Source organism: Nonomuraea terrae (assembly GCF_004348995.1).
GTDB lineage: Bacteria > Actinomycetota > Actinomycetes > Streptosporangiales > Streptosporangiaceae > Nonomuraea > Nonomuraea terrae.
In genome coordinates this window covers 1-1,536 of record NZ_SMKQ01000434.1, presented here as the reverse complement: position 1 = coordinate 1,536, position 1,536 = coordinate 1, and the positions used below count along the sequence as shown (strand labels likewise).

At 71.9% G+C, this 1,536-nt stretch carries 3 protein-coding genes; 2 read left to right on the top strand and 1 reads right to left on the bottom strand.

The window, feature by feature from the left end:
- Positions 1 to 413, top strand: a 413-nt coding sequence (locus E1286_RS47190) for a GNAT family N-acetyltransferase (RefSeq protein ID WP_132623938.1), incomplete at its 5' end; no start/stop codon positions are given.
- Here E1286_RS47190 and E1286_RS47185 read toward each other — a convergent pair.
- The gene (locus E1286_RS47185) at positions 405 to 986 is read right to left on the bottom strand and encodes a Clp protease N-terminal domain-containing protein (protein WP_132623936.1); all 582 of its coding nucleotides are present in this window, start codon (positions 984 to 986) and stop codon (positions 405 to 407) included. The two genes, E1286_RS47190 and E1286_RS47185, sit on opposite strands and share 9 nt — an antisense overlap.
- Positions 987 to 1,057: 71 nt before the next feature.
- Between E1286_RS47185 and E1286_RS47180 the strand changes: the two genes are divergently transcribed.
- On the top strand, positions 1,058 to 1,536 hold a 479-nt coding region (locus tag E1286_RS47180; protein WP_223190970.1), incomplete at its 3' end, for a hypothetical protein.

The following is a 1,536-nucleotide window of genomic DNA, read 5'->3' as shown; positions in this document are numbered from 1 at the left end:
ACAGGTGCTCGCCGGAGTCGCGCAGGTTCCGCTACTTCACCGCCATGCCCGCCCTCCCGCCGCGCACGTTCGACAAGCTGTGCGACAGGAGCAAGGGATACTCGCTGGTCGCCGGGCACGACGGGCAGGTCGTGGGGATGGCGAATCTGCAGTTCACTCCGGATCCCGGCATCGCGGAGATCGCCTTCCTCGTCGAAGACCGCTGGCAGGGGCGCGGTCTGGGCACGGCGATGGCCCGCATGCTCGTGGGCGTGGCGCGCGACCTGGGCTGTGCCGAGGTCAGGGCCAGCATGTTGTCCGACAACGCGAGGATGCGCAGGCTCCTGCTGTCCATGGGCGCCACGCTCGGCTACAGCGAGGACCCGGGGGTCGTGGAGGCGCGGCTGCCGGTGGCCACGATGGTGTCAGCCTAGGCCCTCCTCCTGCTCGGGCTCGCCGTCCTGGATGCCCAGGTGCCGTTCGATGCGTTCGAGTCTCTCCTCGATCCGGGTGAGCCGTTCGGTCAGCTCGGACGCCCCGGGGAAGAACGCCTCGCCGGGACGCTCCTTGGGGCCGCGGCCCACCCGGCCGAGCACCCGCTGGCGTACGTCGGTCACATCCGCCCCGGCGTCCGTCAGCGCCTGGACCGCCAGGCCGTCACCCTCCCGGATGAGGCCGAGCAGGATGTGCTCCGTGCCGATGTAGTTGTGCCGTAGCTGCAGCGCCTCGCGCAGTGACAGCTCCAGCACCTTCTTCGCCCGCGGCGTGAACGGGATGTGCCCGCCGGGCGACTCGGCGCCGCGGCCCACCATGCGCTCGACGAACCCGCGTACGTGGTCGATTTCGACGCCGCAGGCGTCGAGCACCAGGGCGCCCAGGCCCTCGCCCTCCTTGAGCAGGCCGAGCAGGATGTGCTCCGTGCCGATGGAGTCGTGGTTCATCGTCCGGGCCTCCTCCTGGGCGAGGACGACGACTCTGCGGGCCCGGTCGGTGAAGCGCTCGAACACGGGGGCCTCCGTTCGGCTGGGCTGTCTCCACTATGCGCTAGAAAACCGGTGAAGTGGGGTATTTGTCGTGTGTGGATCTTGACGAGGTGGCCGACCGCCTCTACGCGCTGCCGCCGTCGGAGTTCACCGCCGCACGCACCGCCGAGGCCCGCGCGGCGAAGGAGGCCGGGGACGTACGGCTGTCGCGCGAGATCGCGAAGCTCCGCAAACCCACGGTGTCGGCCTGGGCGGTGAACCGCCTCGCCCGCGAACACGCCGACGAGCTGGCCGAACTCCTCGACGTGGGGGAGCGGCTGCGCGCCGCCTGGGAAGAGCAGGACGCGGGCCGGCTGGCCGAGCTGACCCAGCGCCGCGGCGACGTGACGGCCCGGGTCGGGCGGCTGGCCAGGCAGTCCGGTGACCTGTCGGCCGCGGCCGGGACCGAGGTGGACCAGACCCTCGACGCCGCCGTCGTGGACGCGGGAGCGGCCGAGGAGGTCCGCCGTGGTCGGCTGGCCAAGCCGCTGCACTACAGCGGCTTCGCCCCGGCCCCCATCACGCGCGAGCGCCC